Source organism: Rhodoferax sp. (assembly GCF_011391645.1).
Lineage (GTDB): Bacteria > Pseudomonadota > Gammaproteobacteria > Burkholderiales > Burkholderiaceae_C > Rhodoferax.
Window position 1 is genome coordinate 24601 of the sequence record NZ_JAABQC010000027.1, and the last position, 6369, is coordinate 30969.

At 58.8% G+C, this 6369-nt stretch carries 8 protein-coding genes; 1 reads left to right on the top strand and 7 read right to left on the bottom strand.

The features are described from left to right. The first annotated feature begins 30 nt into the window (after positions 1–30). Entirely contained in the window at positions 31–450 is a 420-nt protein-coding gene (locus GPS82_RS05585; RefSeq protein ID WP_296491962.1) for a hypothetical protein, read from the top strand. 92 nt (positions 451–542) lie between these two features. Here GPS82_RS05585 and GPS82_RS05590 read toward each other — a convergent pair whose 3' ends face one another. From GPS82_RS05590 to hemF, 7 genes are all read right to left on the bottom strand, one after another. Further along, entirely contained in the window at positions 543–1607 is a 1065-nt protein-coding gene (locus GPS82_RS05590; protein WP_296491964.1) for a glycosyltransferase family 4 protein, read from the bottom strand. A 53-nt stretch (positions 1608–1660) separates the two neighbouring features. After that, entirely contained in the window at positions 1661–3136 is a 1476-nt protein-coding gene (gene rng, locus GPS82_RS05595) for a ribonuclease G (RefSeq protein WP_296491967.1), read from the bottom strand. A gap of 20 nt (positions 3137–3156) precedes the next feature. Beyond that, positions 3157–3759, bottom strand: a complete 603-nt coding sequence (locus GPS82_RS05600; protein WP_296491968.1) for a Maf family protein — start codon at positions 3757–3759, stop codon at positions 3157–3159. Next, entirely contained in the window at positions 3756–4223 is a 468-nt protein-coding gene (rlmH, locus tag GPS82_RS05605) for a 23S rRNA (pseudouridine(1915)-N(3))-methyltransferase RlmH (protein ID WP_296491970.1), read from the bottom strand. The genes GPS82_RS05600 and rlmH overlap by 4 nt, the downstream gene beginning before the upstream one ends. A gap of 9 nt (positions 4224–4232) precedes the next feature. Continuing rightward, complete coding sequence (gene rsfS / locus GPS82_RS05610; RefSeq protein ID WP_296491971.1) at positions 4233–5060, bottom strand: ribosome silencing factor; 828 nt, start codon at positions 5058–5060, stop codon at positions 4233–4235. Continuing rightward, positions 5060–5665: a nicotinate-nucleotide adenylyltransferase gene (gene nadD, locus GPS82_RS05615; protein ID WP_296491974.1), complete on the bottom strand. Its 606-nt coding sequence runs from the start codon at positions 5663–5665 to the stop codon at positions 5060–5062. The genes rsfS and nadD overlap by 1 nt, the downstream gene beginning before the upstream one ends. A gap of 8 nt (positions 5666–5673) precedes the next feature. Next, the coding region (gene hemF, locus GPS82_RS05620) for an oxygen-dependent coproporphyrinogen oxidase (RefSeq protein WP_296491977.1) at positions 5674–6369 on the bottom strand (696 nt) is incomplete at its 5' end.

Below are 6369 nucleotides of genomic sequence, written 5' to 3' on the forward strand. Positions count from 1 at the left end.
CAGCGTTCGGTTGGGTGCCAGCGACTTCAAATGCCAAAAAAGAGCTGCAACGACCGCGCTCATGATGCCTTGATCCAGGTAAGTGGCGAACACCGCAAAAAACTCCTTGGCATGTTTCCCGGTCGCCCAAAAGACAGGCACATGGAAATAGAGCAGCCAGGAGCTCAGCAAAGAAAATACCTGAAAGCCAAGAAAGATGGCCAGCACCAGCAAAGCCTCCTGCCGCGATTTGAGCAACAGCAACAGTGCTGGAATCAGGAGCAACTTGCCATACTTTCCCAAGGCCTCCATGGCCTGATCCTGGGGCGCGGTCGTCCACCACAAGCTGCCAGCAAACACTGCCAAAATCACCAGGATCAGTCTGGGAGTCCACAAACTTTGCCAGGAAACGTTTTGCAAGGACTTTGGCTTGCTCCCAAGCAAAACAACCATCACCGCGATCATCAATGACAGCCTGCCAAGACTGATGAGGGCCATCGACAAACCTGCGGATGCAGCCGCAAAAGAAGCAATGGCCACGCGGGCGTTCATGGATTTAGGGATCATTGACGATTCAAGCGAGAATTCAATATTGCCGCGTAAAGTTCTACGTACTCTAGTGCCACTTGGCGCCAACTCCGTTCAAATGGCGGCACGGGCTCGCTGCGGCTGAATTGTTGCTCCAGTGCGTTGCCCCACGCGTCAAGAGAAGCCGACAGCGGCAGCACGGTACCTGACGCCGAACCAACATGCTCGGCCGCGCCGCACACATCCGAAATCACCACGGGCACTTTAGCCGCCATGGCCTCGCTGATGACCATGCCATAGGGCTCGGCCTTGGCGGGGTGCAGCAGGACATCAAACGCAGCGTAAGGCGCCTGATCGCTCCATCCCAATAACTTGTAGCCACCCTGCCAATCTGCAAACAGGTGCGCCACTTCGGCGGCGGCGGGCCCCACGACGTGCAACTGCACATCTGGCCGGGTGCGGCGCAAGGCCGCCACCACTTGGACGGCCCACGGCAGGCCCTTGCGTTGCCATTCCTTGCCGACAAAACCCACAATGCCGCCGTCAGGCGGAACCCGGCGCGGTTCGCGCAGCACACCAAGCACCACACCCGGCACGATCGGCTCGGTCAACTGATGTGCCAGCTCCGGGTAGTAATGGGCTATGGATTGCTTGATGAACCGCGAGTTCGGCACCACAAAGCGCGGCGTCGACAACTCGCGTCGTTCCAAAAACAATTGCATGGCAATGCGCAAGGAAATCAGGCGCCACCAGGGCTTGTCCAGAACGGTTGCAAAGGGCGGGCCATGAAAGGTTGTGATGTGATGGATGCCCAGTCGTTCGTGGCTATGAATCACACTGTTGGGAGCCGGATGATCGGCCAGGAACCGCGCCACCCGCCTGCCAAAGCGCAGCAAGCCCAACCAGCGCGGGCGCGGCGCAATTTCGCCCAGTTCGTAAACGGTGATTCCTGTGGGTTTTTCAACGTGGCAGCGTTCGCAAATGACGCTGACCCGATGACCAAGCTGCTGCAACTCCCGCGTCAGCTCCCAGACATAACGCTCCATCCCGCCAACCGGCCCATAACGGCGCACCACATGGATCAATTCAAGCTGGCTCAAAATCTTCGTCCCTGGTCAAAATTTAACGACACATCAACCCATGTGCACATTCATCACAGCAGCACAATATCGTATTGCTCCTGCCCCATGGCGCTCTCGCTTTGGAGCGACACCGGCTTGCCAATGAACTCGCTCAAGCCCGCCAGATGCTGGCTTTCCTCGTCCAGAAACAACTCGATCACCTTGGGCGACGCCACCACGCGAAATTCCCTGGGGTTGAACTGGCGGGCTTCGCGCAATATCTCGCGAAAAATGTCATAGGTCACGCTGCGCGCTGTTTTGACGATACCTTTGCCCTCGCACACCGGACAAGCTTCGCACAGCATGCGCGCCAGCGATTCCCGGGTGCGTTTGCGCGTCATCTCCACCAGGCCCAGTTGCGAAAAACCACCGCACATGGTTTTGACGTGGTCGCGCGCCAATTGCTTGCGAATTTCTGCCAACACCGCTTCGCGGTGCTCTTCGGGTGCCATATCAATGAAATCCACAATGATGATGCCGCCCAGATTGCGCAGGCGCAGCTGCCGCGCTATGGCCTGCGCCGCTTCCAGATTGGTCTTGAATATGGTGTCGTCAAAGTTGCGCGCACCGACAAAACCGCCGGTGTTCACATCCACGGTGGTCAAGGCCTCGGTCTGGTCCACAATCAAATAGCCGCCCGACTTCAAATCCACCCGCCGCCCCAGCGCCTTGGTAATTTCTTCGTCAATGGCGTACAAATCAAAAATTGGCCGCTCGCCCTTGTAGTGCACCAGCTTTTGCGCTGCGCCAGGCATGAACTCCTGGCCAAACGCCTGCATCACGACAAATTGCTCCCGGGAATCAACCTTGATGTATTGGGTGCGTTCAGAGGTCAGGTCGCGCAGCACCCGCTGCAGCAAGCTCAAATCCTGATGTAACAGCGAAGTGGCCGGCAGCTTGGTGGCCGACTGGCGGATGCGCGCCCAGGCCTTGCGCAGATAAGCGATGTCGTCCGCCAGTTCCTGGTCTGAGGCCTCTTCGCCATTGGTTCGCAAAATAAAGCCGCCGCCCTGATCTCCGACCAGTTTTTGCAGCCGCTGACGCAACAGATCACGCTGCTCGGGCGGTATTTTTTGCGACACACCCAGGTGCTCGTCCTGCGGCAAAAACACCAGCATGCGCCCGGCAATGCTGATTTGGGTAGACAGCCGTGCGCCCTTGGTACCAATTGGATCCTTGATCACCTGCACCACCAGGCTTTGGCCCTCAAACACCTGCTTTTCAATCGGGATTTGCGTGGCATTGCTGCGCGCCGCAGAAATCGTCTCGCCCTCGGCAGGTGGATGCCAGACATCGGCCACGTGCAAGAAAGCTGCCCGCTCCAGACCAATGTCTATGAAGGCTGATTGCATGCCCGGCAACACGCGCGCCACCTTGCCCAGATACACATTGCCCACCAGACCGCGCTCCAGCGTGCGCTCCACGTGCAGCTCCTGCAACACGCCGTTTTCCACCACCGCCACACGGGTTTCCTGCGGCGACCAATTGATCAAAATATCTTCTTGCATGAACTTGCGTTTCTAAAAACCTACAACTTGAAGCCAAAAGCCTTCAGCAATCGGGCGGTTTCAAACATCGGCAACCCCATGATCCCGGAGTAGCTGCCACTCAGGCTTGAAATATACGCTGCTGCCCTGCCCTGCACCGCATAGGCGCCCGCTTTACCCATCGGCTCACCGGTGGCCGCGTAGGCGCGAATCTGCTCGGGCGTCATGGGCGCAAAAGTCACCCTGGAAATGGACAAGGCTTGCTGACGCACTTGCGGCGTACCCAGCGCCACAGCCGTGAGCACCCGGTGCGTTTTGCCGGACAAACTGGCCAGCATGCGCTCGGCGTCGTGGTGATCTGCGGGCTTGCCCAAAATGGTGCGACCCAGCGCCACCGTGGTGTCCGAGCACAAGATCGGCGCTTGTGGCAAGGCGCGTCTGTGCAAACGCTGCAAGGCTGCATCGAGCTTGAGTTGGGTCACGCGTTGCACATAGGTCAACGGTGCCTCATGCGGCAACAACGCTTCGAGCGCTTCGGCATCTTCATCCGCAGCAGGCAACAGCAATTCGTAGTCAACCCCCAACTGCTCCAGCAGTTGCCTGCGGCGCGGGCTTTGCGAAGCCAGATAGACAAATTTTTTCATTCGCGGTGGTACGGGTGGTTGGCATTGATCGACCAGGCACGGTAAAGCTGTTCAATCAAAAGCACGCGCACCATGGCGTGCGGCAAGGTCAGGTCAGACAACCGAATGCGCTCATGCGCGCCCTGCCGAAAAACGGGGTCGAGCCCGTCGGGGCCGCCAATGACCAGCGCCACATCGTCGCCCGACAATTGCCATTCAGTAAGTTTGCCAGCCACGGCCATGGTGGTGAGCGCGGTACCACGCTCGTCGAGTGCCACGATGCGACATCCCTTGGGAATGGCCGCCTCGATGCGCGCACGCTCGGCCGCCAGCAGGGTTTCAAGAGATTTGGATGCTCTGGGCTCGGTTTTGACCGCTTTCAGCTCGACCTTGAGCTCAAACGGAAAGCGCTTGGCGTAGTCGTCCCAGGCTGTTTGCGCCCAATCGGGCACGCGTTGACCGACAGCAACAATCAGCAGACGCACAGCGCGGCGTCAGGCTTTGCGAACGGCCGCTTTTTTGGCTGGTGCCTTCTTTGCTGCCGTTTTTTTGGCTGCAGGCTTGACCGGCGCATTCACCACCAGGGTTTTGACCCGGGGTTTGGCAGCCACAGCGGCGCCAGCAACGGCCCGCTTGGGTGCTGCTGCAGTCTTGGCGGCTGCTTTCCTGGCGGCGGCCACATCTGCTGCTGCAGTTTTGGCCATCTGTGCCCGCGACGGGAAAGCCTCCTGCACACCCTGCTTGGAGGCACTGGAACGCCGCAGACTCTGCGCCGGCTTGGCGGCTTCCTTGGCAGCCGCCTTGGCTTTGGCTGCACTCGGCTCAGCCGCCACCACGGGTTTGGCAGCGCCAAATTTCAGGCGCACCGGCTTTTCGCCCCACAACTCTTCAAGGTTGTAATAGGTGCGGTAGGTCGGCTGCATCACATGCACCACCGCCTGACCACAATCCACAATGATCCATTCGCCGTTGGCCTCACCCTCGACGCGCGGCTTGGGAAAACCGGCTTCGCGCACTGCATCGATCACACTCATCGCCAACGCCTTGGTTTGCCGGTTTGAGGTGCCCGAGGCCACGATGACCCGCTCAAACAAGGACGACAGGTGCTCGGTGTCAAACACAACAATCTCTTGCGCCTTCACGTCTTCGAGCCCATCGACAATGGCGCGCTGCAACTTCTGGATGTCTTTTTTCTCTGCACCGGCGGTGACAGCTTTGACCACGGGCTTTGACGCTGATTTGGTCGCCACCGCGGCAGTGGACTTGGCAGCCGCTTTGGCGGGTTTTTTGGCAGTGCTCGGGGCAATAGTTTTGGTAGTCATCAATGTGATTGGTAAAGGTGATGGTCGGCAATATAACGCGCAACGGGCTCAGACACCAGTGTTTGCACCGGTTGGCCACTGGCAATGTTGCTGCGAATCTGGGTGGCGCTCACGTGCAGGGCTGGCAAGCCCAAGTGAAAGAACCGTTCAGGGAACAGTCTTTCAGCTTCAATCGAGTCGTTGGTATCTAATGAATGGGCGCGAGTAGCTACACTAATTATAGCTAATTGAAGTATGGCCTGCCAATCGCGCCAACTGGTGAGGGCTGCGGCCTGGTCTGCGCCCATGATCAAAAACAATTCGGCGCCCGGTGCCTGCCCGGCAATCTCGCGCAAGGTGTCGATGGTGTAACTTGGCCCGGTGCGGTTTATTTCCCGGCTGTCCACACAGATTCCGGGAACATCCGCAAACGCGAGTTGCACCATGGCCAGGCGGTGCGCTGCCTCGGTCAGCACCCTGGGTTTGTGCCAGGCGTCGCCCGTGGGCACCACATGCAAAACATCGAGCTTGAGTTCATGCAAAGCCGCTTCCAGCAATGCCCGGTGTGCCAGGTGCGGCGGATCGAACGCGCCACCAAAGACCCCGATGCGCCTTGCCTGTGTCATGTCCGGCTTCACACCCAATCCCGGCGCACCAAAAAGTCGCTGTACAGCGCTGCTTCGGGCGTGCCGGGCACCGGCACCTGCTGGTAGGCCCAGCTGACCAGCGGCGGCATCGACAGCAAAATGGACTCGCTGCGGCCGCCCGACTGCAGGCCAAAATGGGTGCCCCGGTCCCAGACCAAGTTGAATTCCACATAACGACCGCGCCGATACAGCTGAAAATTGCGCTCGCGCTCACCATAGGGCGTGTCCTTGCGGCGCAGCACAATGGGCAGGTAGGCACTCAAAAATGAATCACCCACAGCCTGCATCATGGCCAGGCTGGGTTCAAACCCGAGTTCAGAGAAATCGTCAAAAAACACACCGCCGACACCGCGTTGCTCGTTGCGGTGTTTTAAATAAAAATACTCGTCGCACCAAGTCTTGAAACGCGGGTATTTGTCGTCGCCAAAGGGTTGCAGCGCCGAACGGCAGCATTGGTGAAAATGCACCGCGTCTTCTTCAAAGCCGTAATACGGCGTCAGGTCCATGCCACCACCAAACCAGCACACTTCGGTGCCATCACGGTTTTTGGCAGAGATCATGCGCACATTCATGTGCACGGTGGGCACATAGGGGTTGCGTGGATGAAACACCAGCGACACACCCATGGCCTCGAACGGCGCGCCCGCCAACTCGGGGCGATGCTGGGTGGCCGAGGGCGGCAA